The sequence below is a fragment of the Gemmobacter denitrificans genome, from assembly GCF_036964905.1.
Classification (GTDB): domain Bacteria; phylum Pseudomonadota; class Alphaproteobacteria; order Rhodobacterales; family Rhodobacteraceae; genus Gemmobacter; species Gemmobacter denitrificans.
The window spans coordinates 397,949-423,597 of record NZ_JBALHR010000002.1; the positions used below are offsets into that span (position 1 = coordinate 397,949).

At 61.4% G+C, this 25,649-nt stretch carries 30 protein-coding genes, 1 tRNA gene and 1 pseudogene; 17 read left to right on the forward strand and 15 right to left on the reverse strand.

All coding sequences use genetic code 11. The features are described from left to right. Positions 1-137 precede the first annotated feature (137 nt). The 5 genes from V6590_RS05080 to V6590_RS05100 all read left to right on the forward strand — a co-directional run bounded on the left by V6590_RS05080 (position 138) and on the right by V6590_RS05100 (position 2,917). Positions 138-617, forward strand: a complete 480-nt coding sequence (locus tag V6590_RS05080) for an HU family DNA-binding protein (protein ID WP_335420498.1) — start codon at positions 138-140, stop codon at positions 615-617. Between the two features lie 19 nt (positions 618-636). Next, a tRNA-Val gene (locus tag V6590_RS05085) sits at positions 637-711 on the forward strand. A 437-nt stretch (positions 712-1,148) separates the two neighbouring features. Beyond that, the gene (locus V6590_RS05090) at positions 1,149-1,802 is read left to right on the forward strand and encodes a hypothetical protein (protein WP_335420501.1); all 654 of its coding nucleotides are present in this window, start codon (positions 1,149-1,151) and stop codon (positions 1,800-1,802) included. Positions 1,803-1,922: 120 nt separating this feature from the next. Continuing rightward, a complete protein-coding gene (locus tag V6590_RS05095; protein WP_335420504.1) occupies positions 1,923-2,336 on the forward strand; it encodes a hypothetical protein in 414 nt (137 codons plus the stop codon). Further along, complete coding sequence (locus V6590_RS05100) at positions 2,333-2,917, forward strand: helix-turn-helix transcriptional regulator (RefSeq protein WP_335420507.1); 585 nt, start codon at positions 2,333-2,335, stop codon at positions 2,915-2,917. Before V6590_RS05095 ends, V6590_RS05100 begins: the two co-directional genes overlap by 4 nt. 17 nt (positions 2,918-2,934) lie before the next feature. Here V6590_RS05100 and V6590_RS05105 read toward each other — a convergent pair whose 3' ends face one another. From V6590_RS05105 to pth, 3 genes are read right to left on the reverse strand one after another with little or no spacing between them, the layout of a single operon-like run. Further along, on the reverse strand, positions 2,935-3,309 hold the full coding sequence (locus V6590_RS05105) for a DUF2237 family protein (RefSeq protein WP_335420509.1): 375 nt from the start codon (positions 3,307-3,309) through the stop codon (positions 2,935-2,937). Continuing rightward, positions 3,302-4,465, reverse strand: coding sequence for a serine hydrolase domain-containing protein (locus tag V6590_RS05110; protein WP_335420511.1), 1,164 nt, complete (start codon positions 4,463-4,465; stop codon positions 3,302-3,304). The genes V6590_RS05105 and V6590_RS05110 overlap by 8 nt, the downstream gene beginning before the upstream one ends. Positions 4,466-4,494: 29 nt before the next feature. Then, positions 4,495-5,208 carry an aminoacyl-tRNA hydrolase gene (pth, locus tag V6590_RS05115; RefSeq protein ID WP_335420515.1) on the reverse strand — a complete coding sequence of 238 codons (714 nt, stop codon included), beginning with the start codon at positions 5,206-5,208 and terminating at the stop codon, positions 4,495-4,497. A 124-nt stretch (positions 5,209-5,332) separates the two neighbouring features. On the opposite strand from pth, the gene V6590_RS05120 reads away from it, so the two are divergent. Further along, positions 5,333-5,632, forward strand: a complete 300-nt coding sequence (locus V6590_RS05120; protein WP_335420517.1) for a hypothetical protein — start codon at positions 5,333-5,335, stop codon at positions 5,630-5,632. On the opposite strand, the gene V6590_RS05125 is transcribed toward V6590_RS05120, so the two are convergent. Further along, on the reverse strand, positions 5,607-5,795 hold the full coding sequence (locus V6590_RS05125; protein ID WP_335420521.1) for a hypothetical protein: 189 nt from the start codon (positions 5,793-5,795) through the stop codon (positions 5,607-5,609). The two genes, V6590_RS05120 and V6590_RS05125, sit on opposite strands and share 26 nt — an antisense overlap. Before the next feature lie 50 nt (positions 5,796-5,845). Between V6590_RS05125 and V6590_RS05130 the strand changes: the two genes are divergently transcribed. Next, positions 5,846-6,163: an antibiotic biosynthesis monooxygenase family protein gene (locus V6590_RS05130; RefSeq protein WP_335420524.1), complete on the forward strand. Its 318-nt coding sequence runs from the start codon at positions 5,846-5,848 to the stop codon at positions 6,161-6,163. A gap of 8 nt (positions 6,164-6,171) precedes the next feature. On the opposite strand, the gene uvrB is transcribed toward V6590_RS05130, so the two are convergent. After that, positions 6,172-8,349: an excinuclease ABC subunit UvrB gene (gene uvrB, locus V6590_RS05135; protein ID WP_335420527.1), complete on the reverse strand. Its 2,178-nt coding sequence runs from the start codon at positions 8,347-8,349 to the stop codon at positions 6,172-6,174. Between the two features lie 361 nt (positions 8,350-8,710). Here uvrB and V6590_RS05140 point away from each other — a divergent pair, with 361 nt between their 5' ends. From V6590_RS05140 to V6590_RS05155, 4 genes are all read left to right on the forward strand, one after another. Further along, positions 8,711-9,022, forward strand: a complete 312-nt coding sequence (locus V6590_RS05140; RefSeq protein WP_335420528.1) for an ETC complex I subunit — start codon at positions 8,711-8,713, stop codon at positions 9,020-9,022. A 793-nt stretch (positions 9,023-9,815) separates the two neighbouring features. Next, on the forward strand, positions 9,816-11,855 hold the full coding sequence (locus V6590_RS05145; protein WP_335420533.1) for an AAA family ATPase: 2,040 nt from the start codon (positions 9,816-9,818) through the stop codon (positions 11,853-11,855). Beyond that, entirely contained in the window at positions 11,852-12,655 is an 804-nt protein-coding gene (locus V6590_RS05150; RefSeq protein ID WP_335420535.1) for a metallophosphoesterase, read from the forward strand. The genes V6590_RS05145 and V6590_RS05150 overlap by 4 nt, the downstream gene beginning before the upstream one ends. Positions 12,656-12,942: 287 nt before the next feature. Continuing rightward, positions 12,943-13,712, forward strand: a protein-coding gene (locus V6590_RS05155; protein WP_335420538.1) for an IS5 family transposase whose coding sequence is annotated in 2 segments (ribosomal slippage) — positions 12,943-13,279 and positions 13,279-13,712 — 771 coding nt in all. Because the reading frame shifts where the segments join, the coding sequence is not laid out codon by codon here. A 127-nt stretch (positions 13,713-13,839) separates the two neighbouring features. Here V6590_RS05155 and V6590_RS05160 read toward each other — a convergent pair. The 3 genes from V6590_RS05160 to V6590_RS05170 form a co-directional block, all read right to left on the reverse strand. Further along, entirely contained in the window at positions 13,840-14,940 is a 1,101-nt protein-coding gene (locus V6590_RS05160) for a sensor histidine kinase (RefSeq protein WP_335420541.1), read from the reverse strand. Beyond that, a complete protein-coding gene (locus tag V6590_RS05165; protein ID WP_335420544.1) occupies positions 14,937-15,629 on the reverse strand; it encodes a response regulator in 693 nt (230 codons plus the stop codon). The genes V6590_RS05160 and V6590_RS05165 overlap by 4 nt, the downstream gene beginning before the upstream one ends. Positions 15,630-16,017: 388 nt before the next feature. After that, positions 16,018-16,416 carry a hypothetical protein gene (locus V6590_RS05170; RefSeq protein ID WP_335420547.1) on the reverse strand — a complete coding sequence of 133 codons (399 nt, stop codon included), beginning with the start codon at positions 16,414-16,416 and terminating at the stop codon, positions 16,018-16,020. A gap of 3 nt (positions 16,417-16,419) precedes the next feature. Between V6590_RS05170 and V6590_RS05175 the strand changes: the two genes are divergently transcribed. Next, complete coding sequence (locus V6590_RS05175) at positions 16,420-16,860, forward strand: hypothetical protein (protein WP_335420549.1); 441 nt, start codon at positions 16,420-16,422, stop codon at positions 16,858-16,860. A gap of 243 nt (positions 16,861-17,103) precedes the next feature. Then, positions 17,104-17,217: pseudogene (locus V6590_RS05180) on the forward strand (pyridoxal phosphate-dependent aminotransferase); the annotation flags it as partial. Here V6590_RS05180 and V6590_RS05185 read toward each other — a convergent pair. After that, positions 17,218-17,595, reverse strand: a complete 378-nt coding sequence (locus V6590_RS05185; RefSeq protein WP_335420552.1) for a DUF4177 domain-containing protein — start codon at positions 17,593-17,595, stop codon at positions 17,218-17,220. A 218-nt stretch (positions 17,596-17,813) separates the two neighbouring features. Further along, complete coding sequence (gene gatB, locus V6590_RS05190; RefSeq protein ID WP_335420555.1) at positions 17,814-19,373, reverse strand: Asp-tRNA(Asn)/Glu-tRNA(Gln) amidotransferase subunit GatB; 1,560 nt, start codon at positions 19,371-19,373, stop codon at positions 17,814-17,816. Between the two features lie 169 nt (positions 19,374-19,542). Here gatB and V6590_RS05195 point away from each other — a divergent pair, with 169 nt between their 5' ends. Continuing rightward, positions 19,543-20,142, forward strand: coding sequence for a lytic transglycosylase domain-containing protein (locus tag V6590_RS05195; protein ID WP_335420558.1), 600 nt, complete (start codon positions 19,543-19,545; stop codon positions 20,140-20,142). A 9-nt stretch (positions 20,143-20,151) separates the two neighbouring features. Here the strand turns inward: V6590_RS05195 and dtd are convergent, their stop codons facing one another. The 5 genes from dtd to V6590_RS05220 all read right to left on the reverse strand — a co-directional run bounded on the left by dtd (position 20,152) and on the right by V6590_RS05220 (position 23,074). Further along, positions 20,152-20,592, reverse strand: coding sequence for a D-aminoacyl-tRNA deacylase (gene dtd / locus V6590_RS05200; RefSeq protein ID WP_335420561.1), 441 nt, complete (start codon positions 20,590-20,592; stop codon positions 20,152-20,154). Next, a complete protein-coding gene (locus V6590_RS05205) occupies positions 20,589-21,512 on the reverse strand; it encodes a carbohydrate kinase family protein (protein ID WP_335420564.1) in 924 nt (307 codons plus the stop codon). The genes dtd and V6590_RS05205 overlap by 4 nt, the downstream gene beginning before the upstream one ends. Positions 21,513-21,634: 122 nt before the next feature. Then, positions 21,635-22,600 (reverse strand): phosphoribosylaminoimidazolesuccinocarboxamide synthase, encoded by a 966-nt coding sequence (locus V6590_RS05210; protein ID WP_335420567.1) that lies wholly within the window; start codon positions 22,598-22,600, stop codon positions 21,635-21,637. 133 nt (positions 22,601-22,733) lie between these two features. Further along, on the reverse strand, positions 22,734-22,898 hold the full coding sequence (locus tag V6590_RS05215; RefSeq protein WP_335420570.1) for a DUF1398 domain-containing protein: 165 nt from the start codon (positions 22,896-22,898) through the stop codon (positions 22,734-22,736). Beyond that, positions 22,895-23,074 carry a hypothetical protein gene (locus V6590_RS05220; protein ID WP_335420572.1) on the reverse strand — a complete coding sequence of 60 codons (180 nt, stop codon included), beginning with the start codon at positions 23,072-23,074 and terminating at the stop codon, positions 22,895-22,897. The genes V6590_RS05215 and V6590_RS05220 overlap by 4 nt, the downstream gene beginning before the upstream one ends. Before the next feature lie 86 nt (positions 23,075-23,160). Here V6590_RS05220 and gatC point away from each other — a divergent pair, with 86 nt between their 5' ends. From gatC to V6590_RS05235, 3 genes are all read left to right on the forward strand, one after another. Beyond that, positions 23,161-23,448, forward strand: coding sequence for an Asp-tRNA(Asn)/Glu-tRNA(Gln) amidotransferase subunit GatC (gene gatC, locus V6590_RS05225; RefSeq protein WP_335420575.1), 288 nt, complete (start codon positions 23,161-23,163; stop codon positions 23,446-23,448). Beyond that, positions 23,445-24,926 (forward strand): Asp-tRNA(Asn)/Glu-tRNA(Gln) amidotransferase subunit GatA, encoded by a 1,482-nt coding sequence (gatA, locus tag V6590_RS05230; RefSeq protein WP_335420578.1) that lies wholly within the window; start codon positions 23,445-23,447, stop codon positions 24,924-24,926. Before gatC ends, gatA begins: the two co-directional genes overlap by 4 nt. A 64-nt stretch (positions 24,927-24,990) precedes the next feature. Then, positions 24,991-25,647: a hypothetical protein gene (locus V6590_RS05235; RefSeq protein ID WP_335420582.1), complete on the forward strand. Its 657-nt coding sequence runs from the start codon at positions 24,991-24,993 to the stop codon at positions 25,645-25,647. Positions 25,648-25,649 lie beyond the last annotated feature (2 nt).

Below are 25,649 nucleotides of genomic sequence, written 5' to 3' on the forward strand. Positions count from 1 at the left end.
CGTGACGAGATGGCGAAAGGCGCGGGAAACCGCGCCTTTTTGCGCGAATCTTTCGCATCTTGGCGGATGAAGCCCGCTAGGCATCCCCCCAAAACTCCCCTATTGTCGTTGCAGAAAAAGAAACAATGGGGACAGAAATGGCCACCAGACCATCAGAAGCGAAACCCGGTGCCGTGCGCGGCAGCAAATCCCGCAGCAGCACCCCCAAGGCCGCCTCAAAAGCAGAGGCTAAGCCGCGTGCAGCCAAGGTCGCGGCGCAGGCTGAAACGGCTGTCACCGAAACTGTGGTCAGTGCCGATGTGCCCGAACCCAAGGTCCGCCCGGCGGGCGAGGTGCTGAAACTGCGTGCGCTGATCGAACAGGTCACGGCAGCAACCGGCGGCAAGAAGAAGGGCGTCAAGGAAACCATCGAAGCCACGCTGAGCGCGCTGGCAGCGGCCCTTGCCAAGGGCCATGACCTGAACCTGCCGCCCTTGGGCAAGGCCAAGGTCAGCCGCCAGAAGGGCGAGGGCGAAGGTGGCATGATGGTCATCAAACTGAAACCCGACAATGGGAAAACCGCCGAAAAGAAAAACCGGAAAGATGCGCCTGAGGGGGTTGCAGAGGCCGACGAGTGACGGTAGATACCCCGGCATCGGGCGATTAGCTCAGCGGTAGAGCGCTTCGTTCACATCGAAGATGTCAGCGGTTCAAATCCGTTATCGCCCACCATCATTCATGCAAAAGCCGAGGCTGAATGCCTCGGCTTTTGTCTTTGCGATCTGGTGGCTGACCTTGTGTCACCTCCCGGTGCAGCCCCGGCGGCAAGTCGATCACGCCGTGCCGGCGGTGCGGATGGCCCGGTTTCGAAAATGATCGTCTTGGCCTTGTTCCACCGGTGGCGGCGCTGAGGTGCCGGTGAATTGAAAAAAGTCCGGGCCGGATCATGGCCGGGCGGCTCTCATCCCAGGATAAACCATCGTTTAGCCCGTCATTCGTTCAAAGCCAGGGCCAATTTATACCGCGCTTGAAATGGACCGCAGTGCATTCCGGGTGCCTGATCTGGGGGCACGGATCAGATACCGGGGAAGGGGCAACCCAGACACCAGGAAGGATGCGGGCAGAACCCACCAAGTGATCGAGCAGATCATTTCAGGAGAATGAGTGACATGAAGATCAGGATGAACAGCGCGCTGATGGCAGGTGTTGCCCTGTGCGCGATGATGGCAGGCCCGGTTCTGGCGCTGCCCGGTGCCACGACGGCCGGCTGGCTGACACTGACGAAGGCTGCCCCGGTCCAATCCGGTGCTGGCTTGATGGTGTTGGCATCGGCGGATGGCGACGGGGATGCGGACGAAGGCACTGACAACGGTGCGGGTGATGGCGCAGATGACGGCGCTGCCGATGATGGCGCAGATGGGGATGCCGACGATGGCGTGGCCCCTGGCGATGGGCGTGACGATTGCGAAAACTGCCGTGGCGATGAAGATGAGGGCAGTGACATCGGTGGTCCTGTCGATGATGAAGACGGTGAAGCGCTGGTCGATCCGATGCCGGTGGACGAGGATGACCAGACCATGTGGGCCGGTGGTGACCCGGATTTCTGCGAGGCCTGCGGCGGCGAGGTGATCGACGGTGAAGATCTGTCGGGCACGGAAGAAGAGCCCACCTATATCGAGGACGATTTCGCACCAGAGGTCGTACAAACCACCGGTGTTGAAGTTGAAACGCGCAGTGAAATCCAAACCACGGCCCGTTCGGATCGCGGTGGACGTGATATCTGTGCAGCCAGCGCATCTGGCAGCCGTTGCGGCGACAATTGATCTGGCTTGACGGGCTGTTGGCGGCCCGTCACGCTGGCCCGGCGCAGGATCTGCTCCGGGCCGTTCCCGTTTCTTGGGGGCGCGGTGCCTAATCCCGCGCGCCTGCCTTTGGAGAGTAACATGAGACACCTGCTCGCCCCACTTCTTCTGACCCTCACGCTGGGGCTGGTGCAACCGGCGCAGGCCGAAACGCTGCCCGTTGCCGTGCAGGAAATTGTGGCCCAACTGGAATATCAGGGCTATCGCCAGATCAAGGTGAACAGAACCTGGCTTGGACGGGTCAGGATCGTGGCGGTGGTCAATTCCGCCGAACGCGAGATTGTCATCAATCCCACGACTGGCGAAATTCTGCGCGACTATCAGGCCGAACCACGTCGGGCAGAAAGCAGCAAATCCGGAAGCGCAAGCACAGGCGGCACGCCCGAGTCACTTGGGGCAGAGGTGGGAGTCGCGGGCGATTCGGGCAGTATCATCGACCGGTCAGGCACTGTGGACGGCAAGGTCGCAGAACCGTCGATGGGGGTCAGCCAATGAACATGCCACCCGCCGGCAGGTTGCGCCGGTTTCTGACCCGCGGGCCGGTTGGACTGGGGCTTTTGCTGGCCCTGCAACTGGTTTGCGCCGCCTATTTCATTCTGGATATCCTGTCGTCGCTGCTTGGCCTGCATACGGTGCCGATCGATTGGCAAGTGCGCGAGATGTTCGAAATCGGCGCGGCGCTTGGCCTGATGCTGGGCCTGATCCTTGGGACACTGGCGCTGCGCCATGCCCTGCATGAACGCAACCTTGCCGAGGCGCGGCTCCGGCGTGCTTCGGGGGCCTTCAGCGAAATTCTGGCCGAACGCTTCGCCGAATGGGGGCTGACGCCCGCTGAACGCGATGTGGCGCTGTTTGCGATCAAGGGCATGTCTACCGCCGAGATTGCCGCGCTGCGGGCGACATCGGAAGGCACGGTCAAAGCGCAGACCAATGCGATTTACCGCAAGGCCGGGGTGACCGGTCGCCCGCAACTGCTGAGCCTGTTCATCGAAGAACTCATGCGCGAAGATGGCCCGCTGCAGCAGCAGGAGCGGCCCGCCGAACTGCCGGAAAAAAAGCCGCTGCGCGCCATTTGATCGGCGCGCCCGGCCGTTCAATCGATCGCGGCGTCGCGCAAGGCCTGCATCGGAACGATATCCAGCGTGCGGATATGGGTTGCGGCCAGCCTGACCTTTGGGGCCGCGCCTTCATCATGGGCCTGCAGGAAGCGGCTGGCGCACAGGCACCATTGATCGCCCGGCCTCAAGCCGGGAAAGCCAAATTCGGGCCGGGGCGTGGACAGGTCATTGCCCAGATACTTGGACAATGCGAGAAATTCGGCCGTCATCACCGCACAGACGGTATGACGACCGGCATCGGCTGGCCCGGTGTCGCAACAGCCATTGCGCCAGAACCCGGTCATCGGCGCCGTGGAACAGGGTTCCAGGGCCGTACCCAGCACATTGACCGAAGCTTCCTTGTCAGCCATCCGCAGCCTCCAGCGCAGCCACAAGGCTGCGGAACATGGCGATATTCTGCGCCTCAACTGCAGGCGCGGTAAAGCCCTTGTCCACGCCATTCACGGCGATCACCACGCCAGCGCGGCGGTTCACATAGACATACTGGCCATAAACGCCCTGAGCCTGAAATTCGCCCGGCTCTGCCCCTTGCGGGATCCACCACTGATACCCATAGCCCATGGCCCCGGCTGGGGTTTCGGCCTGCGGTCTGGTGCTGGCCTCGACCCAGGATTCGGGCACCACCTGCCGCCCCATGGCGCGGCCGCCCTCCAGAAACATCTGGCCCATCCGCGCATAATCGCGCGTGATGAGGTTCAGGCCGCCCAGAACGAAGGGTTCGCCATAACCATCGGTGACGTAATAGGGCTCTGCCTCCAACCCCAGCGGAGTGATGACCCGTTCCGACAGGAGATCAACAATCGACCGCCCGGAGGCCCCGCGGATCACCATGCCAAGCGCATGGGTGTCAATCGAGACATAGGCCCAGCTGTCGCCCGGCGGCGCGCGGCGTGCTGTCAGACCGGCCGCAAAGTCATCCATGGAGCCGCCCAGTGCAAGAACGCGGCCCATCTTGTTGATGTCGCTTGAAAACTTCAGATAATCCTCGTCGAATTCCAGGCCCGCCGTCATATTGGCGATCTGGCGCACTGTTGCGCCTTCATAGGCCGATCCCGCAAATTGCGGGGCATAGTCCACCGCCGGGCGGTCCAGGTCCACGGTGCCGTCAGCAACCAGCGTTCCCAGTAGCGCCGACAGGAAACTTTTCGCGACAGACCAGCTGATGCGGCGATCCATCGGCCCGGTGCCCAGGTGATAGCTTTCATGCCGGATCGCCCCATCCTTGAGGATGACCAGCGCAGTCACAGACCGTTCAACGATCCAGTCCTTGGTAGCAGCGGGAAGGGCGAAGGCCGCGCCTTGCGGCAAGGGCATTGCCGGTCCATCGCCCTTTGGCACCGGGACAGTGAGGAAGGCCGCGTCCATATGGCTGAAATTGGTGACGATCCGGTCATCGTCAAACAGCGTCAAGACGGCATGCAGGCGGGCGATCTCGTCGCGTTTCCAGACCGCGGCGGCAAGGATGATCAGCACGATCAGAGCAAGAAATTTCAGAAAACGGCGCATGGTGGTCCTCCCTTGCGGCGATCCTGTCCTTAACGAAAGCGATCTGCCAGCTTTTGCAGTGCGCTTCGGGTGTCGGGGGGCTGTTCCGTTGCGTCCGCTGCGGGGGCCGGGCGCGGCGTCGGGGGGGCTTTCGGCATGTTGCCCTCGGGCCGGGCCTGCCCGGTAGAGGCGCGGGGCGGGGCCACCCGCAGGGCGACCGCATTCAGGAAACGGGCCGAATCGTCCCCCGCCAATGCCGCAGCGCCATCCGAGATGCCGCGCAGCAGATCATCCAGCCAGTCGGCATCGGCCTTGCCAAAGTCATGCAGCACATAACCCGCGACGGCATCCTTGTGGCCCGGATGGCCGATGCCCAGCCGCACGCGGTGATAGGCCTCGCCAATATGGCCGTGAATCGAGCGCAGACCATTATGCCCGGCATGGCCGCCGCCGGTCTTGACCCGGATCTTGCCCGGCGCAAGGTCCAGTTCATCATGAAAGACAGTCACATCTGCCGGTGCCAGTTTGTGAAAGCGCATGGCTTCGCCCACAGATTGGCCCGACAGGTTCATGAAGGTTTCGGGTTTCAGCAGCAGAACCCGGTCGCCGCCCAGCCTGCCTTCGGCCAGCAGGCCTTGAAAGCTGCGCTTCCAGCCGGAAAACCCGTGATCGGCGGCGATCCGGTCCAGGGCCATAAAGCCGATATTATGCCGGTTTCCCGCATATTTTGCGCCCGGATTGCCGAGCCCGACCCAGAGCTTCATCGCAGTCTCCCTTGTTGACCAAGCTCTGCCGAAAGCCGGCAGGGTGGTCAAGTCGCCCCGCAGGGCCTTTGCCAGGCATGGCGCGGTTAACCTTTGGTTTACCATTGCCCGCCAGATTGCTGACATGCGTTGGTTGTTGATCCTGATCCTTGCTGCCTGCGGCGCCCAGCCGAGCCCGCTGATGTTCGGGGCGCAGCGGTTTGATACCGTGGTGGAGGGGCGGAGCTATACGCTTTTCAAGAAGGACAATCGGGTTGAGGTGATCCGGCTGGGCTGGGCCGACCCCGAAGAACACCCACGCATCCGGGCCACGATGTTTGATCTGGTCCCGAAACTGACCGGCTGCAGCATCGTGCCATCCACCCTGCAGGGTGACAGTGGCGCAATGCGGGGGCGTGTCACCTGCCCGAAGGGCCAACAATGATCAGCGCCCAGAAGGCGTAAACTCCGACAGCCGCAAACAGGATCGCCCAGCCGGGTGACCCCGTAAGCAATTCCACCACCGCCCAGGCCAGCGGGGCAAGTGCGGTGATACAGCGCACCGGGGCACGGGCAAAGAAGCTGTGATCAGGGTCAATGAAGCGCATGATTTTCCATGGTTTTTCTGCTAGAGTTTTCCCAGCGGAGGACCAGAACCATGCCAGAGATCACCACAGGCTTTCAAGGCCAGACCGTCATCACCACCTTTGAAGTGACCCCGGGAACCGCACAGGATGTGCTGGAAGCCCTTGTAAACGCGTATGAAAACGTGATCCGCCACCAGGCCGGTTTTCTGGGTGCGGGGCTGCATATCAATGATGCCCAGACCCGGATCTGCAACTATTCGCAATGGCAGCGGCGCGAGGATTATCTGGCCATGCTGCGCACCGGCGAAATGCGCGACCGCAACCGCCGCATCAACGAATTGTGCAAGGGGTTCGAGCCGGTGATGTATGACGTGCAGGCGGTGTTCTGAACGTCCGCCTATCTGCGCCGTTTCGTGCCGCCACGCTGGCCTGCGCGCCCGGCGGTGCTGCGCCCACGGGTCTTGACGGCCTCTTCCACGGCGTCTTCGATCACCGATTGCCGGGCCAGCGGATCGTCGGCAACCGCCAGTTCCACGGCTTCCAGCCGCTTGACCTCGTCGCGCAGGCGCGCGGCTTCCTCGAATTCCAGATTTTCCGCTGCCTTGCGCATCTGTAGCCGCAACGCATCCAGATGGGCGGCCAAGTTCGATCCGACCAGGGGTTTTTCCACCTGCGCTGTGACCCTGGCCATATCGGTGTCGCCCTGCCAGAGACCCGCCAGCACATCCTCGACATTCTTCTTCACTGTCTGAGGGGTAATGCCGTGCAAGGTGTTGTAAGCAATCTGCTTTTCGCGGCGCCGGTTGGTTTCGGCCAGCGCGCGTTCCATGCTGCCGGTGATGCGGTCGGCATACATGATGACCCGGCCTTCCGCATTGCGCGCGGCCCGACCGATGGTCTGGATCAGCGAGGTTTCCGAGCGCAGGAAGCCTTCCTTGTCGGCATCCAGAATCGCCACCAGCCCGCATTCCGGGATATCAAGCCCCTCGCGCAGCAGGTTGATCCCCACCAGCACATCAAAGGCGCCCAAGCGCAAATCCCGAAGAATTTCAATGCGTTCGATCGTGTCGATATCCGAGTGCATATAGCGGATGCGAATGCCCTGTTCGTGGAAATATTCCGTCAGGTCTTCGGCCATGCGCTTGGTCAGCGTGGTGACCAGCACCCGCAACCCCTGCGCCGCCACGCGGCGAATCTCGTCCAGCAGGTCATCCACCTGCATGTCCACGGGCCTGATCTCCACCACCGGGTCCAGCAGGCCAGTCGGGCGGATCACCTGTTCGGCAAAGACCCCGCCCGCCTGCTCCATCTCCCAGGCCGCTGGCGTCGCGCTCACAAAAACCGATTGCGGGCGCATCGCATCCCATTCCTCGAATTTCAGCGGGCGGTTATCCATGCAGGAGGGCAGGCGGAAGCCATGTTCCGCCAGCGTGAATTTGCGCCGATAGTCGCCGCGATACATGCCGCCGATCTGCGGCACCGAGACGTGGGATTCATCTGCAAAAACAATGGCATTGTCGGGAATGAATTCAAACAGCGTCGGCGGCGGTTCGCCCGGCGCACGACCCGTCAGATAGCGCGAATAATTCTCGATCCCGTTGCAGACGCCGGTCGCCTCCAGCATCTCCAGATCGAAATTGGTGCGCTGTTCCAGCCGCTGCGCCTCCAGCAGCTTGCCTTCGCCAACAAGCTGCTCAAGCCGTTGTTTCAGCTCCAGTTTGATGCCCTTCACCGCCTGCTGCATGGTGGGGCGGGGCGTCACATAATGGCTGTTGGCATAGATGCGGATTTGCTTGAACACATCGGTTTTGGCCCCGGTGAGGGGGTCAAACTCCACGATGCTTTCCAGTTCTGGCCCGAAGAAGGAAAACCGCCAGGCGCGATCCTCAAGGTGGGCGGGCCAGACCTCAAGGCTATCGCCGCGCACCCGGAACGACCCGCGCGCAAAGCCCGCATCATTGCGGCGATATTGCTGCGCAACCAGTTCGCCGATCACCTGCCGCTGTTCATACATCTGCCCCACGATCAGGTCTTGCGTCATGGCCGAATAGGTCTCGACCGAGCCGATGCCATAGATGCACGACACCGAGGCCACGATGATCACATCGTCACGTTCCAGCAGCGCCCGGGTGGCCGAGTGGCGCATCCGGTCGATCTGTTCGTTGATCTGGCTTTCCTTCTCGATATAGGTGTCCGAGCGCGGCACATAGGCCTCGGGTTGGTAGTAGTCGTAATAGCTGACGAAATATTCCACCGCGTTTTCGGGGAAGAAGCCCTTGAATTCACCGTATAATTGCGCGGCCAACGTCTTGTTGGGGGCCAGGATGATGGCAGGCCGCTGGGTTTGCTCGATGATCTTGGCCATGGTGAAGGTCTTGCCGGTCCCGGTCGCGCCCAGCAGCACCTGATTGCGTTCACCCCCCATCACCCCTTCGGCCAGTTCGGCGATGGCGGTCGGTTGGTCACCGGCGGGTTGGAAAGGGGAATGCAGCACAAAGCGCCGCCCGCCTTCCAGCTTTTGCCGGGTCAGCACTTCGGGACGTTCAGACAGGGCATTGGTGTTGTTGTGCGGCATGGCGATTCCCTTCGTCAGCCTTCAAGATGATCTGTTTTTGTTCCCATGCAAGCCCCGGGCATGGGCGAAATCAACGGCTGCTTAACCTTTGCTGCGCTAAGGTAAAGGAAGTGGTTGCAATTTTATGGATTGCGCGCTGTGGCTGGCGCAGCTTTTGGTTGATTTACGTTAAGTACGTTGGCATAGTTTCTGGGCAAGCAACGCACTGTCGGCCGGCTGCACCACACACCCCACCCACACTCCCAGTGGTCGGCCGACAGACCTGACTTTCCCTTGAAAATCAGCGCTGAATCAGGGCATCGGGCTTGCCTTGCCGATCTGTTTTCGCCAATAAGGGCGGGACAAGAACCGGAGGACAGCCATGCGCGCCCGCATCTATCAGCCCGCCCGCAATGCCATGCAGTCAGGCACCGCCAAGACCAAGGGCTGGATTCTGGAATTCGCGCCCGCATCGGCGCGCGAAGTTGATCCGCTGATGGGTTGGACTTCGACCACCGATACCACCACGCAGGTGAAGCTGCGCTTTGACAGCCGTGAAGCTGCCGAAGACTATGCCCGCGCCCATGGGATTGACGCCATCGTGCTGGAACCCAAGACCCGCAAGCCGAACATCCGGCCGCTGGGTTATGGCGAGAATTTTGCGACCAATCGCAAGGGCGCCTGGACACATTGAACATTGTAAATCGGAGCAAAGTTGTCTCGAAATCGGGGCAAGGATCTCGCGAAGCCACGGCTCAATCAAGATATGGAGCGCCCAAGGGGCGCTCTTTCTATATGTTGTTCAGCTCTGAGCGCGGGGAACCGACCCAAGGGCTAAGGCACCAGCATTGCCCGATGGCGCCGCCTTGCAAGCGTGGCATCATTTTTCTGGGTAAGCAGGCGTCGCCCCAAGCGCGTGTTTTCGCACCTTCTCGCCCTGTTCTGTACCTGTGACGATTCGGCCTTGAGTACATCTGACTCAGCCTCAGGCTGCTGCTCAGGCCGCGTGAGAGGGGCGAAACCGCTCTTGCCGCTCTGCAAGGCATCACAGTGCAAACCTCCTTTTCGGATTTTGGATCAGGCCTTGATCCGCCTCCTCGGCTTTGTGTCGGATCAAGGCTTTGGCCCATCAAACCGGGCCTCACTCCCCCAATAATTCTTGTTTTTCTTGCACTTACCTCGAAGTGATTTTGCACTGAGGGCTCAAATCCCCCTTGCCATTTGCCCCTCTTCGGCCAACCCTGAGGGCAGAACAGATGGTGTGCAGATGATCCGCAGGCTGACCAATTCCGACCCTCAACATGCTGTGGCGCCAAGATTGGGTGCCAAGATGCACATGGAAGTGCTGCTGGGGCTCGCGGTTCCGGCAGGCGCAAAGCGCCCGGCACGCATAGCCCAGTAACCCCTCCTTTCCGCTTTTCACACAGCCGCGCAGAACCGGTTTTTCCGGCTGATCGCGCTTGCCCGATTTTCCAGGAACCCGCCCAATGACCAAATCCAACGAACTCCCCCTCACGGCCTCACAGAGCGATGATCTGACCGCAACCTTTGTCGCGCGTCTGAAGGCGCATCTCGCCTCCCCGGCGACAGAACCGGAACGCGACATCCCCCCATGGGATGACCCCGAGGAGGACGATCCTTCAGACCAAGCGCCCGGGCTGATCCCCGCCCGCTCCCTGCTCATCTGCCTCCGGCTCGCCGCGAGTTTTGGCACTGCCGAGGCCATCCTGCCGCTCACGCGCGCCGGGGCGGTGACGGTTTTGCGCGGCTTTGGCGCCGATGAGGCGGGGGATGTGGCGGCTTTGCTCAAGATTGTCCTGCCACAGGCGGAATGGAGGGTCTTGGCCCCATCGATCTATGAAGGCGGGGTCACCAAATCCAGCCTTGCGCGGTTTCAGCGCGATCTGGACCTCGCGCTCGACCTCCCGCGCGCGATTCTGATCCTGCTGCCCACTGAGGCTGCTCAGCCTGCGCATCTCCTCCAAGCCGGTGCCACGCTGCTGACCTATGCCCCCCTCTCTGCTCAGATTGTGTTGGATTTTCTGACGGCACTGGGCCGCAGGCCTGCGGATGTGGAGGGTTTTCTGCATGCTCTCCCGGGCGAGGAGGCTCTGGCTCAGCTGGAGGTCGCGCAGCTGGTACCCGCCTTGCGGCTTGGCTTTGGGGGCGATCTGCCCCAGCGGTTGCACACCTTGACTGCCCCCGCCCCAGAAGGGCCAACCTTGGATACGGGCTTTGCCGACAGCCCGGCGCTTCATGCCGCGCAGCGCTTGGTGGCCGATCTGCTGGCCTGGCGGCGCGGGGAGATCGGTTGGGGAGATTTCAGCCATTCCCTGCTGCTTTATGGCCCGCCCGGCACCGGCAAGACATGGCTGGCGCTCGCCATGGGTAATTCTGCCGGGATCGCCTGCGTGAAGGCCAGCTTTGCCGAATGGCAGGCCGCCGGGCATTTGGGCGAAATGCTGGCCGCGATGCGCAAAAGCTTTGCCGCCGCACGCCGCGCGGCACCGGCGCTTCTGTTCTTCGATGAGATCGACGCGGTGGGGTCGCGCAAATCCGGCGACAGGCATAACGAAAACTACCGCGCAAATGTGATCAATGGGTTTCTGGGCGAGATGAACTCGCTCGCGCTGGAGCCCGGCGTGATCGTGGTGGGCGCCTGCAACCACCCGGACCGGATCGACCCTGCCATTACTCGGGCGGGCCGGTTTGACCTGAAATTGGAGGTGCCGATGCCCGATGCCGCGGCCATTCTGGCGGTGTTGCAGCAGCATATGGGCGCGGATTTTCCGCAAGACAGCTTGGAGCCTTTGGCCCGGCAGGCGGTGGGGCAAAGCCTGGCCGCCATCGATGCCGCCATCCGCGCCGCCCGCTCTGAGGCACGCCATACCCGCAAGCCCCTCGATCTGGCGCTGCTGCGCGACCAGTTGCGGCTGACGCCTGACCCCGCAGAGGGTGCACTGCTGTGGCGCCATGCCGTGCATGAGGCGGGCCATGCGGTGGTGGTGGCTGCGCTGCACTTGGGCACCATCGAGCGGATGTCGATCAGCCGTCAGGGCGGTGAGGTGGCGCGGCAGCCGAGCCTTGTGCCGGGGCTTTTGAGCGATCTGGAAAACAACCTCTGCCTCCATCTTGCCGGGCGCGCGGCGGAGGCGCTGATCTTGGGCGAGGTCTCCGCCGGGTCCGGCGGCTCCGCCGGATCGGATCTCGCGCAAGCCACCACCCTTGCCTTGGCGATTGAGACCACCTTGGGCTTGGGCAGTTCCGGCCTGCTCTGGCTCGACGCGCCCCAGACGCATTTGCTGACCGAACCCAGCCTTCAACGCAGGATCAGCGCCCGCCTCACCGCTGCCGAGGCCCGCGCCCAAACCATCCTCAGCACCCACAAAGCCGCCCTGATCGGCTTGGCCGAGGAGGTGCTGGCCCAACGCAGCCTGCGGGCCGAAGGTGTGCTGCCTTGGGTTCAGGCCGTGCAAACCGAGGCCCAAAGGGGGGCCGATACGCAGCCCGAAGGAGGCTGCCCATGAAAATTCTCGTCACCTCTGACTGGCATCTCGACTATTGGTCCGAGAGCGTCTCACCACCCGAGCTCGTTCCGCATCTCCACGGCCTGGATGCCCTGATCCTTGCGGGCGATTTGGCGGATGATCCGCTGCGAACCTGGCCGGTTTACCTCAACTGGCTGGGGCGGCAGATTGATCCGGCCAAGGTCCATATCCTGCCCGGCAACCATGATTATTATGGCCATCGGCTGGATGGAGACGCGGCATTGCGCGCCGTCGTGGACGCCGCGGGCATGCGTTTTGTTCAAAAACAGGCACTGATCTTCGGGGATGTCCGGTTTCTGTGTTGCACGCTGTGGACCGATTTTGGCCTCTTTGGCAGGCCTGAACGCTCCATGCATGATGCACGCTGGATGGAGGGTTTTTCGCGTATCCAGCGCGATGGGAAAGGCGACCTGGTCCAGCCCGAAGACCTCCGCGCAGCCCATCAGGATCATCTCACCTGGCTCAAACGGCAGATGGAAATCCCCCATGCCGGGCGCACGGTCGTGGTGACACATCATCAGCCGAGCCCGGTGATCGGCGGCAGACCCACCCCCTTGTCGCCGTTCTTCGTCTCCAATCTGGAGGACTGGATCCGCGCCCACACCCCAGACCTCTGGCTCTGCGGCCATGCCCATCGGCGCCTGCAAGGCAGGGTTGGCAACACGTGCATCCGGGATATTTCCTTCGGCTATCCCCATGAGGTCGAGCCGGATCAGGTATCAGGCCTTCTCAGGCAGGGGCTGATCGATACCGAGGTGGCGAGCCTTCTGGTCGAGTGAAATGTTGAAGCGGCGGCGCGGCAGAGAGTGTTTTTGGGTTGCCAAGGAGCGTGAACGGCCCTGACCGGCCACTCGACCCTCCCGCCATAGGACACCGAAGCGGTCACTCGATCCGGCAGCAGCGATACGCGGTCGCAGCCCATTCCGGGCTCTCGTGCGGGTTGCAGCGCAATAACTGGCGCCGTCGCAGAGGATGTGAAGCGCAAATTCCTAGGGTCAGGACCCATTGATCTGCTTGAGACCGCTCTTCCTGCGTGATTCAATCTCTTGAACTGACGGGAGTGATGATGAGCAATCTTTACTGGCTGACCGAAGAGCAGATGGAGCGGCTGAGGCCGTTTTTCCCGAAGATCCATGGCAAGCCCAGGGTTGATGATCGGCGGGTTATGAGCGGCATAATCTTCATCAATCGCAATGGCTTGCGTTGGTGCGATGCGCCACGGGAGTATGGCCCTCCCAAGACCTTATACAACCGGTGGAAGCGGTGGGGCGACATGGGGGTGTTCGCCCGGATGATGGAAGGGCTGGCCTTCGAAGGGGCCGAGCAGAAGACCATCATGATCGACGCGACCTACCTGAAGGCGCATCGCACGGCTTCGAGCCTGCGGGCGAAAAAGGGGGGCCTGAAGATCAGCGCGGGCGCCTTATCGGCCGCACAAAGGGCGGGCTGAACACCAAGCTGCATGCAGTCACCGACGCCAAGGGACGACCCCTGAAGTTCTTCATGACCGCAGGCCAGGTCAGTGACTACACCGGAGCCGCCGCCCTGTTTGGCAGTCTGCCTGCTGCCGAATGGATGATCGCGGACCGGGGATATGACGCCGACTGGTTCCGGGAAGCGTTGAAAGACAAAGGGATACGCCCCTGCATCCCTGGGCGGAAGTCGCGCGGCAAGACAGTCTGCTACGACAAACGACGTTACCGCCGCCGCAACCGGATCGAGATCATGTTCGGTCGATTGAAAGACTGGCGCAGGGTTGCCACCCGCTACGACCGATGCGCCAAGACCTTCCTCTCGGCAGTCGCACTCGCTGCTACCGTCATGTTCTGGCTTTGACGATCAATGATTCTGGACCCTAGCAAACAAGACTGAGAGAAGCAAGTTTGCGGACACGGCTTTTCATCGGACTCTTGACAGCCGATTTCCGCAATGCTCGAAATCCTGCTCTCGCCAAGACCCGCTACTAGGTAGTGAGAATCTGAGCCTTACGCCTTTGGGAGCGAAACTTCTCTATCCTACTCTTGCGCTTCGCGTCCTCCCCAGAAGTGGGAATCTGAAAGAAGAAAGTTACACGCTGGAAAGGCACGCCATCAACATTCTTAATTTCACCGCTGGGCGTCACCCCAATAGACCCCGAAAAAACGTCAATGATATCCCTAGCGACAGAAAGCCCCAATCCGGTTCCGGACGGCCTCACCTTCACAGCGTTTTTCCCTCTTTGACCATTGTTGAATATTTCTAGTAACTCACCCTTCTCGATCGCGGGTCCGAGAGACGAAACTGAGACACGCGTTGCGCAGTCGGTGTCACTAACAAGGATCTCAACATGCTGATTACACGGAGAGTACTTGATTGCATTTTCAACGAACGTGTAGGTCACAATATCAAGTATGTTGGGGCCCCTCGCCAGACGGAATGATTCTCCGACAAGGTGAAGGTCAATGTTCTTGCTATTTGCATTGGAAGAAAAGCACCGCTTCACCTTGTCGACACGACTGTAAACCGGTATTTCTTCAATTTCCGAAAATCTATCGACGGAGTTGCTAAAGTCGAGATAATCGATTCGGACTTTTAGCATCGCCTGCGATGCGATTACGCTTTTAATCTTCTCCAAAGCTTGGGCGGTATTTCTATTTCGACAAGAATCCTCCACCTCCAGCGCGCTGTGATAAATAGAGTGTGACAGATGTCGGAGGTCATGTACCAATGACGTAAGCGCCTTTTCAGCCTCCACCTTTGAGTCTCGCATTGCTGCAAAGAAATCGGCTGTGTAGCCTTCTATCTGTCTCTTTGAAAACATTGCATTATGGCCATGGATCCTTTTTCGTGGCCTTTCAGCGTCGGTAAGATGTAGGCCGGGAACTATGAATCTTCCCGTCTCATGAGTCGTGGTAAAAGTCCAATATCCTAGGTCGCACCTGCTCCAGCCGATAATTCTAGCCTCTGAATACTTCTTTATTTGGTAATTTGTGGACAATTCCGGGGGGAGGGGAAAAAGCCGCCCTTGGAGGAACTCAAAGTCATCCTGCCCGCGAGTAACGATACATGGAAGTGCGAAAATCATGAAGGAAACAGAATTCTATATATTACTGATGCCGCGAGACTTTGCGCGATAGCCTTGGCGTGACCGGGTATCGCCGCAGAAATAATCGCTGATTTGAATCCTTGGAGATTGGCATCCTTCGACAGTACCGATTGGACGTATGCATCTTCGAGCTTCACCACCTCACGGAGATCGACATCCAAATCTATTAGTCCTTGGCGAGTGATAATCCATTTCTCATACGGGTCCAAACTGTAGTCAATTGCCTCATCGAGTTCAGAGACCAGCTTAGTGATTTCGGTATCTTTCTTGACGTGCGCGTCGGCATACTCTTTGGCCGCAATTGACTCCGGGCTGTTTGCGCGAGCCCCGGTATATGCGATAACGTATTTCGAGGGGTAGTTGCGTTTAATCTCACCGATAATGCTCGCCCCACCTATCGCAGAGTCGAAATTCGTCCCCACGTCCATTAGGTCACAGATCACTATATCGTATTTGGATATTTTTTCGATGGACTTAATATCCTGCAGTTCGTCAAATTGAAATCCGTAATTCTCGAGGTTGGGCCTTGGCTTGAAGCTATCATCATCTATAACCGCGATTTTAATTTTGCCGCGAAGATCGTTGCGTTTAAATTCAACTTTCTTTGATTTAATGTAGTCTCTAATCTCTAGAATCGAGCGGTATTTCTCAAGTTTCTTCGGCCACATGTTTCCCTCTCTTCATTGCCCAAGCCGTCTATCGTAGGGGGTAGTCGCCTCCAACGTTATGTTCTTTGCGAATCTGTACGTGCCGCGTCCAAGTGCAGGCCCTAGCTTAACGGTAGCCCGCCTTTGTCCTCCTCGGCAAGGTGCTGTCCAAATCTTGTCGTTGGCCTTGCGTGTTTGTCGGCTTCGCCCCGGCTGCATCGATCGCGTCTGGCGCGACGGCTTGAGCGCCGTGTCTGCAAACTGCGCATTGTATCGTTCCCCATGGGGCCCCGTGAACGGCGGTTATTGTCGATTTGCTGCGCGTGCGATACCGCAACTTCTCCGTCGGCTTCCCGCCCGTTCCGACCACTGTTGTTGCGACGACCTGAACCTTGCCTCCATTTCCACGTCAAGCAGCCCGTGCCCTCAAAGCTTCATAGAGTTGCCCTGGCCCGAGCAGCGCGTCCTTCAGCCCGTCTTGTACAACTTGAGACTCGAGGGCCTGTTTGCTCATCTCTGCATGCGTTTCAAACGCATCCATAATTGCAGCAAGCACCGCCTTGGTCAGGGTGGGTGAAGTCGAAAACTGTTCCTTTTTGTTGTTTGCAGCCTGATTGAGCAAGACTTCATTATCCAAAAGCTTCCCCTTCACAGCCATGGCGTAGGACAACTGATCATTGTCACTCAGGTCGCCTGTGAACAGATCATTCAGCTTTTGAACAATCAACGAGAGCAAGGCCTTCTCTTTATCCTGTACGCCAGCTGACCCGGTCGCGATGTTCCGGGTGCCATACAGTCTCTCAAGCACATCATGCAGACGAAACACCGCGTTGCGCTGATCATCGCCGACGTGCCGAGCCTGAAAACCGCAATCATGTCGGAACCCACCGGTGAAACCCTGCGCCGTTTCTCCGAGTTTTCTTTGGCGGGTATCCGCCCTGGGTCGAAGGGCGCCGCAACTTTCGGCAAAAACTTCATGAAGTCCGCAAAGATTTTGGGGCTGCAAGTGGCCGAAGAGGATGCGCTGCCTGATCGTATTCTGTTTGCCGAACACGGCCAGGTCGGCAAAAGCGTGGCATTGGGCAAAAGTATGATGCTGGCCGCGATCAAGCGCGGGCGGCACGAGATCAACCTCAAAGATGCCGAACGGATTTACCGAAAGTCCAATTCTGGCCTTGACCTGACGCCCTTCGATAGTGGGGCATGGGATGTTGTGAAAGCCGAGTTGCAGGCTGTCGGATGGGGGCAGTGATGACGCTTTGGCCTGCCCTTCCTTTCGACGCAGAGGAAACGCTGCTGTCTTATGCTGATCGGTTGTCGATGCTTCACACCGGGCGCGGCATGGAACGGCTTGTCAAGGATTTCGGGATCAATCCCGAGCATTTCGTATCAGGCTACAACGATGCGATTGTCAGCTTCGCCGAGGCCGCAGGTATTCCATTGGCCGATGCTGAGCGCTGTGCCATCCGTGTGTTCCCCCGCAGAGGGGAGTTCCGTGCCCTTTGTCGCGCCGATGGATCGGTGCATCCGGGTCAGCGTGGGGGATGCGGCGGCGTTGGCCGCCTTTGCCGAAGCCCTGCCGCAGGCGCTGGCGGCAGCGCGCGGTTGATCAGCCGTTTGCCGCCTCAGGCCGTGCCGGGCCAAGCGCCGGGGCGCTGCCTTCGCTGACCAGCGCAGTCCCGAGACGCGGGGCCTCGGTCGGGGCAGGGGGAGCTATTTCGGTCATCGCCACGACAGTCGCCGCAGCCGCAGTCGCAAGCGGGCGGCGGAACACCAGCATGTTGTGGAAATTCGTGGCCTTGCCTGTCAGCCCCACCCGTTCTTCGCAGGGCAGCACATCGGCGCGGACATAATCCCAGCCCTCGCGCCCCAGCTGGTTCATCACCTGCATGAGCGCATGGGCAAACCGGTCTTCGGTGGTTTTCAACCCCCTGACCTTTTCGGCCCGGCGCGGCGCGGGGACCACCTTGAATTCAAATTGCTGCATCCGAAACTCCTGCCCGGAAAGTCTTGCCCCTTGCGGGCGAATGTCATTGTCAGCCCCGCCAAGGGACTGCGCACCCCGCCTTGATAGAAACCAACCGCCCCCCGCGCAACTGCCCAAGGCCGACCGGCGGCACAAATCCGCGTGCGGTGGCGTGCCATCACCCGCCAACAAAAAGGGGGCACCTGCAAGGTGCCCCTGCTTTCCTGCCTTGGCCGGGATCAAAGCCCCAGTTTCTGCGCCACCATGGCATTGACCACCGCCGGATCGGCCTTGCCGCCGGTGGCTTTCAATACCTGACCGGTGAACCAGCCTGCCAGCTTGGCATTGACCTTGGCTTTTTCGACCTGCGCGGGGTTGGCTGCGATCAGATCATCCAGCGCCTTTTCGATGGCCCCGGTATCGGTGACCGCCTTCATCCCGCGCGCCGCCGCCACTTCGGCCGGATCGCCGCCTTCGGTCCAGAGGATTTCGAACAGCTCCTTGGCCATTTTCGAGGTGATCTCGCCATTTTGCATCAGCATAACCAAAGAGGCGAGTTGCTCGGGAGAAATTGGGCTCGTTTCGATTGTAAAGTCTGAGCTCTTGAGTGCTCCAAACAGATCATTGACGATCATATTTGAGATCCCATGCGCAACGGTAAAGCCGCTTGATTGTTTTGCCTGAGGATCAATTCCTTTGCGGCGCGCTTTTTCCACGACAGCCTCGAAATAAGAGGCATTCGCCAATTCAGCGGTCAAGACACCAGCATTGTAATCCGTCAGGCCGAAATCGGCCATGAAACGGGCCTTCTTGGCATCCGGCAGTTCGGGCATCCGGGCGGCGATGTCATCGACCCAGGCCTGATCGATTTCCAGCGGCAGCAGATCGGGGCAGGGGAAATAGCGGTAATCATGCGCCTCTTCCTTGCTGCGCATCGACCGGGTTTCGTTGCGGTCTGGATCATACAGCCGGGTTTCCTGCACCACCGTGCCGCCATCTTCCAGAATGGCGATCTGGCGCCGGGCCTCGTAATCGATGGCCATCTGGATGAAGCGCATGGAGTTCATGTTCTTCAATTCGCAGCGCGTGCCCAGGTGGCTGAAATCCTGCGTTTCCTGATATTTTTCATACTGGCCGGGGCGGCAGACCGACACGTTCACATCGGCGCGCAGATTGCCGTTCTGCATGTTGCCATCACAGGTGCCCAGATAGCGCAGGATCTGGCGCAGCTTCACCACATAGGCCGCTGCCTCTTCGGGGCCACGGATATCGGGGCGGCTGACGATCTCCATCAGCGCCACGCCGGTGCGGTTGAAATCCACGAATGACATGTTCGGGTCCATGTCATGGATCGACTTGCCGGCATCCTGTTCCAGATGGATGCGTTCAATCCGCACGCGCCGGGCAACGCCGGGGCCCAGTTCCACGATCACCTCACCCTCGCCCACGATGGGGTGATACAGCTGGCTGATCTGATAGCCCTGCGGCAGGTCGGGATAGAAATAGTTCTTGCGGTCAAAGGCAGACCGCAGGTTGATCTGTGCCTTCAGCCCCAGACCCGACCGCACCGCCTGTTCGATGCAGAATTCGTTGATCACCGGCAACATGCCGGGCATGGCACTGTCCACAAAGCTGACATTGCTGTTCGGCTCGGCACCGACCTGGGTAGAGGCCCCCGAAAACAGCTTGGCGTTGGAACTGACCTGGGCGTGGATTTCCATGCCGATCACCAGTTCCCAATCATGTTTCGCCCCCGAAATCACCTTCGGTTTGGGTGCTTCATAGGTCAGGTCGAGCATCGGTTTCCCCTTGCAAACTTGCCCCCTTCATAGGCAGGCGCGGCCCGACGGGCAAGGCGCAACGGGCGGATTTTCGCGCATGTCCGAAGGCAGAGCTTGCTTCAAGTGGCCAAGGGCAGGCACAAACCTGCCGTCGCGCACAGAGGTGCGGCGCCACTTGGATGCAGGGATGCAGGTCAGACAGTCCATCATCATGGTCACGGCAGCAATTGCCCTGGCAGGATGCACGACAGGAACCGCCGATCTGGTGGCCAGGGCCACGACACCCCCTCCCATGCGATGGGACCATCACCCGCAGGCACAGGAATGGACGGTCAACACCTTGATGGCCGTGGCCGAAAAGGATGATGCCCTTGCTGCCCGTGTGCCCGACGATATCGAACAATGGTGCCCGGGCTATGAAAAGGCCAGCCTGATGGAACGCCGCGCCTTCTGGGCCGGGCTTATCTCGGCCGTGGGCAAGCATGAAAGCAGCTATAACCCCAAGGCTTCGGGCGCGGGCGGGCGCTATATCGGCATCATGCAGATTTCCCCCCGGTCGGCCGCCAATTACGGCTGTGACGCGCAATCCAGCGCGGCCCTGAAGGATGGCAGTGCCAATTTGGCCTGTGCGGTGGAAATGGTCGCCCATCACGTCGAACGCGATGGTGTGGCGGTGGGCAATGGCCGACAGGGGATCGGGCGCGACTGGATGCCCTTCCGCAAATCCGCCAAACGGGCCGAAATGCAGGCCTGGGTGAAAACCCAAAGCTATTGCCAGCCCGGCTGATCCGGCAGCTTACTGCGCGGTGTCCATCCAGATCGTCACCGGCCCCTGGTTCAGCAGGTCCACATCCATATCCGCACCGAAGATGCCATTTGCGGTGGCCAGCCCCTCGGCCCCAAGGCGCGCGGTGAAATATTCGTAAAGCCGCTGCCCCTCTGCGGGCGCGGCGGCGGTGGAAAAGCCGGGGCGGTTGCCGCGCAGATCGGCAGCCAGGGTGAATTGGCTGACCACAAGGCAGGCCCCGCCAATATCCTTGACCGAGCGGTTCATCTTGCCCGCCTCATCCTTGAAGATGCGCAGCTTGGCGATCTTGGCGGCCAACTGATCGGCCTGCGCCTCGGTATCGCCCTGCATGGCGCAGACGAGGATCATCAGACCCTCGCCAATCTCGCCCGCCACCACGCCATCGACGCTGACCTTGGCGCGGCTGACCCGCTGAATGACCGCTCTCACAGTTCATGCCTCCAGGGCGGATTGGCGCCCGCGCGGCTGACGGTGACAGCGGCAGAGCGCGTGCCGAGGCTGAGCGCGGTATCCAGCACCGCGTCAGACAGCGCGGCCACGCCCGCCTTGCTGAGCGCGCCTGCCTCATGCAACGCGGCCAGAACGCCCGCGTTGAAGGTGTCGCCAGCGCCGACGGTATCAGCCACGGTGACTTTGGTCGCCGCGACAAACCGATCCTGCGTCGCCGTGACGGCACGCGCGCCCGCAGCGCCTTCGGTGATGAACACGACCTTCGGCCCCTTGGCGAGGATGTCGCGCGCCAAGGCCGACAGATCGCCGTCGCCCATCAGCCAATGCAGGTCTTCATCCGACAGTTTCACCAGATCGGCGCGGGCGATCATCCGCTCGATCCGGGCGCGGTATTCGGCCTCTTTGCCCGCGATGAAGCCGGGGCGGATGTTCGGGTCGATCATGGTCACGCGGGCAGGGGCCTCGCGCGCCTGTAGTGCCTCATAGGTGCTGGCGGCGGGATCGTTCACAAGGCTGATGCCGCCAAAGAACAGCGCGTCCACCTCTGCGGGCAGCGCGGGCAGTTGATCCACCGACAGCATGCGCCCCGCCGTGCCTTCATCATAGAAGGCATAAGTGGCCTGACCGTTCACCAGCTTGACAAAGGCCACGGTCGTGGGGCGAGCCGAACGCGCCATCAGGCTGGTATCGACCTTGGAGGCCTCCAGCGTATCGGCCAGGATCTCGCCCAGCATATCGGTCGAAACACCGGAGAAGAAGGCCGAGGGCGCGCCCAGACGGCCAAGCGCGATGGCCGTGTTGAACACCGCCCCGCCCGCATAGGGGGCAAAGCAGGCTTCGCCTGCGGTGCTTTCCCGCGGCAACATGTCGATCAGCGCTTCGCCACAGCTCAGAATCATGGCACCCTCCCAAATCGTTTTGGCGCTTATAGCCGACCTGTGGCTGTTAGCGCAAACATCGCCCGTTCAACCTGAGAAAAATATCCCCGGGGGTGCGGGGGCAGGCAGCCCCCGCGCGCAGCTTACCCGGCGAAATACGGGGTCAGATTGCTGCGCACGCGGTCCAGCACCGTCTCGCCCGACAGGTCCGGTACGAAGGTTTCGCCGGTGATCGCCTCATAGGCCTGAACATAGACGGCGCTGGTCTGCGCGATCATCTCGGCGGGAATTTCGGGGATGGCGTCCTTGTAGGGGTCGCAGCGCGCGGCGACCCAGGCGCGGATCACATCCTTGTCAAAGCTGGGCGGGCGGCTGCCTGCCGCCAGTGCGGCGTCATAACCATCGGCCAGCCAGTAGCGGCTGGAATCGGGGGTGTGAATCTCGTCGGCAATCAGGATATTGCCTTCCAGATCGGTGCCGAATTCGTATTTGGTATCGACCAGGATCAAGCCGCGCTCCGCCGCCATTTTCTGCCCACGGGCGAACAGCGCAAGCGCCTTGGCCGAGACCTCATCCCATTGCGCCGCCGTCAGCAGGCCCTGTTCCACGATCTCCGCCGCGGTCAGCGGCTCGTCATGGCCGCCGTCAAAGGCCTTGGAGGTGGGCGTGATGATCGCTTGCGGCAGTGCCTCATTGTCGCGCAGCCCATCGGGCAGGGTATGGCCATACATTTCGCGCTGGCCTTGCTTGTAGAGCGTCAGCACCGAGGTGCCGGTGGTGCCTGCCAGATAGCCGCGCACCACGATTTCCACCGGCAGGATGGTCAGGCGCTTGCCCACCACCACATTGGCATCCGGATAGGCCAGCACATGATTGCCGCAAATGTCGCTCGTGCGGTCAAACCACCAGCGCGCCACTTGCGTCAGCACCTGCCCCTTGTGCGGGATCGCCGCCAGAATGCGGTCAAAGGCCGAAATCCGGTCGGACGAAATCAGGATGCGCCGCCCTTCGGGCACCTCTGCCGTGGCGGGCAGATCATAGCAGTCGCGCACCTTGCCGAAATAGGGGTTGGGCAATTCGGCGATACGGGCTTCGGGCAACACGCGCATGGCAACTCCGGAAGGGGCGGGGCAGGGGCGGGAGGATGCGGCAGCGCCGCGGTGGCGTCTCTGCGCGGCGCTGCCGCCGCGCTTGTCATGGCGGGGCTATGCCGCGCGGGGCCGCCGAAGTCAATTCCGCCCCTCAGCCCGGCGGGAAATGTTCGGTATGGGTCTCGCCGCTGCGCCCGACATAGACCACCCGCCGCCCGCCCAGCGACACCAGATAAAGCGCGCAGCCCGCCGCCCCGGCCTTGGTGCAAAAACCTGCATAGCTGTAGACTGCCGCGCCGGTCTGATCCTGGGTCATCCGATCGGCGGGGTTTGCAAGCCCTGCGCCGTGGCCAGTTTTTGCAGCAATGCCATCAGGGTCGCCTGTTCGTCGCTGTTCAGCCCGGCGAAGCAGGTGGCATCGTTGCGCTCGGCAAGTGCTGCAAGCACAGGCACCTGCGCGGCTCCGGCCTCGCTCAGGCGTAACCCCTGCACCCGCGTGGGGGGCTTGCACGCCACAGCCTTGCACGCCTGCCCCGGCCCGGCTAAACGGGGGCAAACTGTCAAAGGGGGCATCACCCATGTCGATTGACGTCGAAACCGCGCGCCGGGTGGCCAAACTCGCCCGGATTCAGGTGGATGAAAGCGATCTGCCCGCGCTGGCGGATGAGCTGTCGAACATTCTGGGCTTCATGGAAGAGCTGAACGAGGTCGATGTGACCGGGGTGGAGCCGATGACATCGGTGACGCCGATGCGGCTGAAGCGCCGCACCGATGTGGTGACCGACGGGAATATTCAGGATCTGGTGCTGAAGAACGCCCCCGACGCCCGCGAGGGCTTCTTTGCCGTGCCGAAGGTGGTGGAATGACCAACGCAAACGAAATGACCATCGCCGCCGCCCGCGACGCGCTGCGCAAGGGCGATCTGTCGGCGGTCGATCTGACGATGTCCTGCCTGACGGCGATGGATGCCGGTGACGGTCTGGGGGCCTTTGTCCACAAGACCCCGGAAATCGCGCTGGAACAGGCCCGCGCCGCCGATGCCCGCATCAAGGCGGGCGATGCCCCGGCCATGTGCGGCATCCCGCTGGGGATCAAGGATCTGTTCTGCACCAAGGATGTGCCCAGCCAGGCCGGTTCGAACATTCTGGCCGGGTTCCGCCCGCAATACGAATCGACCGTGACGTCGCGGCTGTTCGATGCGGGCGCGGTGATGCTGGGCAAGCTGAACATGGACGAATTCGCCATGGGTTCGTCCAATGAATCGTCGTGCTACGGCCCGGCGGTGAACCCCTGGCGCGTGGATGACCGAGAATTGACCCCCGGCGGATCGTCGGGCGGTTCGGCGGCGGCGGTGGCGGGCGATCTTTGCATCGCCGCGACCGGCACCGATACCGGCGGCTCGATCCGCCAGCCTGCGGCCTTCTGCGGCATCGTCGGCATCAAGCCGACCTATGGCCGTGTCAGCCGCTGGGGCATCATCGCCTATGCCTCCAGTCTGGATCAGGCAGGCCCGATGACCAAATCGGTCCGCGATGCCGCGATCATGCTGGGGGCCATGGCGGGCCACGATCCGAAGGATTCGACCAGCGCCGACATTCCCGTTCCGGATTTCGAGGCCGCCCTGACCGGTGACATTCGTGGCAAGAAGATCGGCATTCCCAAGGAATACCGCCTGCCGGGCCTGCGCCCCGAGATCGAAAGGATCTGGGATCAGGGTGCAGAAATGCTGCGTGACGCAGGCGCCGAGATTGTCGAAGTCTCGCTGCCGCATAGCAAATATGCGCTGCCCACCTATTACATCATCGCCCCGGCGGAGGCTTCGTCCAACCTCGCGCGCTATGATGGCGTGCGCTATGGGCACCGCGCCAAACTGGCCGCTGGTGATGGCATCACCGAGATGTACGAGAAGACCCGCGCCGAAGGTTTCGGTGCCGAGGTGCAGCGCCGGGTCATGATCGGCACCTATGTGCTGTCGGCGGGCTTCTATGATGCCTATTACAACCGTGCCCGTCGGGTGCGCGCGCTTATCAAGCGCGATTTCGAACAGGCCTTTGCCGCGGGCGTGGATGCGATCCTGGCCCCGGCCACGCCCACCCCGGCCTTTGGTCTGGGCGAGATGCAGACCGCCAATCCGGTGGAAATGTATCTGAACGACGTGTTTACCGTGACCCTGAACCTTGCTGGCCTGCCGGGCATTTCGGTGCCGGTCGGGCTGGACCCGGAGGGTCTGCCGCTGGGCCTGCAGCTGATCGGGCGGCCTTGGGAAGAGGGGGCCTTGCTCAATCACGCCCATGTGCTGGAACAGGCGGCGGGCTTTGTGGCCAAGCCGCGCAAATGGTGGTAAGAGCCGGACTTGAATACCGGACCGGCCCTTTCGGGCCGGCCTTTTGCTGTGCAGGATGAATGCGATGCGCCGTCTTTTGCTGCCCTTGATGCTGGTTTCACCGCTTGCCCTTGCGGCTTGTGCGCCTTCGGTGCCGGATTCAAATCCGGTCGGGTTTGACAGCTATGATGCGCAGCGCGAAGCGGCGCTGAACAGCGGGGCACCGATCCTGGCCCCCGGGGCGAAGCCCATTGCCGGCGGCGCGGTGTCGGCGCAACCGCTTGGCGCGGGTAGCCCTGCGGCGGGCGGTTTCTCCACTGATCGGCTGGGGGCTGCCATTGACCGCGCAGCCGGAAGCCCGGCCCCTGCCATGGCAACGGCCCCCGTTGCCCCTGTCGCGCCCGGCCAGCCGCTGGGGTCGGCCCCGGCAGTTGCGATTCCCGCGCCTGCCGCCGTGACGCCGGTTGCGCCGCTGCCGCAGCGGTCGGGTTCGGGCGGGCCGAACCTTGTCGAATTTGCGCTGGCGACCACCCATGCGGTGGGAACGCCCATGTATGAACGCTCGTCGCTGCAGATCCGCGATCCGGCCAAGGCCTGCGGGCAGTATCCATCGCCGGAACAGGCCCAGCTTGCCTTCCTTGAAGCGGGCGGCCCCGAGAAAGACCGCAAGGGGCTTGACCCCGACGGCGATGGATTCGCCTGCGCATGGGACCCCTCGGTCTTCCGCAACGCGGTGCGCTGACC